Source organism: Mycobacterium attenuatum, assembly GCF_900566085.1.
In the GTDB taxonomy this organism is placed as follows: Bacteria; Actinomycetota; Actinomycetes; order Mycobacteriales; family Mycobacteriaceae; genus Mycobacterium; species Mycobacterium attenuatum.
This window is the reverse complement of the sequence record NZ_UPHT01000027.1, coordinates 1-1,321: the sequence shown is the minus strand read 5'-3', so window position 1 is coordinate 1,321 and position 1,321 is coordinate 1. Positions and strand designations below refer to the sequence as shown.

The 1,321-nt window shown below is 66.1% G+C and carries 1 protein-coding gene; it reads left to right on the top strand.

All coding sequences use genetic code 11. The features are described 5' to 3' along the window. A partial coding sequence (locus tag EET13_RS04410) for a PPE family protein (RefSeq protein ID WP_211189024.1) occupies window positions 1–1,220 on the top strand: 1,220 nt, incomplete at its 5' end. Between the last annotated feature and the right edge of the window lie 101 nt (window positions 1,221–1,321).

Genomic DNA, 1,321 nt, shown 5'->3' with positions numbered 1-1,321 from the left:
TGTTACCGCCAGAGGTCAATTCGGCCCGGATGTATACCGGTCCGGGATCGAGTTCGCTGCGGGCCGCCGCGGCCAGCTGGCAACTACTGGCAGCCGAACTGCGCTCCGCGGCCAGCATGTACCGATCGGTGGTGATGGACCTGGCCAGCATGCGGTGGACGGGTCCGTCGTCGATGTCGATGGCCGCCGCGGTCATTCCCTATGTGGAATGGCTGGCCGTCACCGCCGAGGAAGCTGGACAGACCGCGGCCCAGGCAACCGCCGCCGCGAGGGCCTTTGAACAGGCCTTCGCCATGACGGTTCCGCCGCCGCTGATCGCCGCCAACCGCGCCCAGCTGCTCGCGCTGATCGCAACCAACTTCTTCGGCCAAAACACCGCCGCGATCGCCACTACCGAAGCCCAATACATGGAGATGTGGGCCCAAGACGCCACCGCAATGCACGACTACACCCTCGCCTCGGCCGCAGCATGGAAGCTGACCCCGTTTGCCTCCCCGAAATCCGACACCAACCCCGGCGGGATCAGCGCCCAACACGCCGCAGTCACCCACGCCGCCACCAAGGGCCCCACACCTTCGAACAAGGGCAACTGGATCGGAAACCTGCTCAAAGACATCGGAGAGGCGTTGACCGCGGTCGGCCTACCCGAGGTCGGGCTGCCCCTCTACGAATTAGGCGTATTCGTCAACACCCTCAAGCTCCCCAAGATCCTCAAAGACGACTTCACCGCCCTTGATGCCCTGTTCGCCTGGTATTCCACCATGGGCTCGGTGACCGGCGTCAGTGGCATGGCAAACGGGATCATCAACACCGAAAAGAGCCTCGGCTTGATTTCCGGCGTGGCACAACCAGTGGCCGAAACCGTCCCCAAAGTCGCTCCGGCACTGCTGGCCCCACTCAATGCCATCGCCAAATCGCTATCCGGGGCAACCATGCGCGCCGGTGGCCTCCTGGGCGGTCAAGTCTCGGCCGCCGCGCGCAGCGCAGGCACCATCGGGCAACTGTCGGTCCCCCCCTCCTGGGCCACACCGCAGGCCACCGTCGCCGCCAAGACATTCCAGGCCGCCACCCCCCTGACCACACTGCCCACCAGCGATGCCGCACCCGCGGCGATGCCCGGCCTACCCGGAATGCCCTCGGCCGCAACCGGACGCGCCGGCGTCGTACCCCGCTACGGACTCCGAATGACCGTCATGTCTCGCCCACTATCCGGCGGCTGACCAAACCCTCCTGGCCAACTTCGCCGCCCCTGGCTAGGTTGACCGCACATACACCCACGGCTTTCACAGCAAAACACGCTGAGCGCGCACCCCCGTGCACC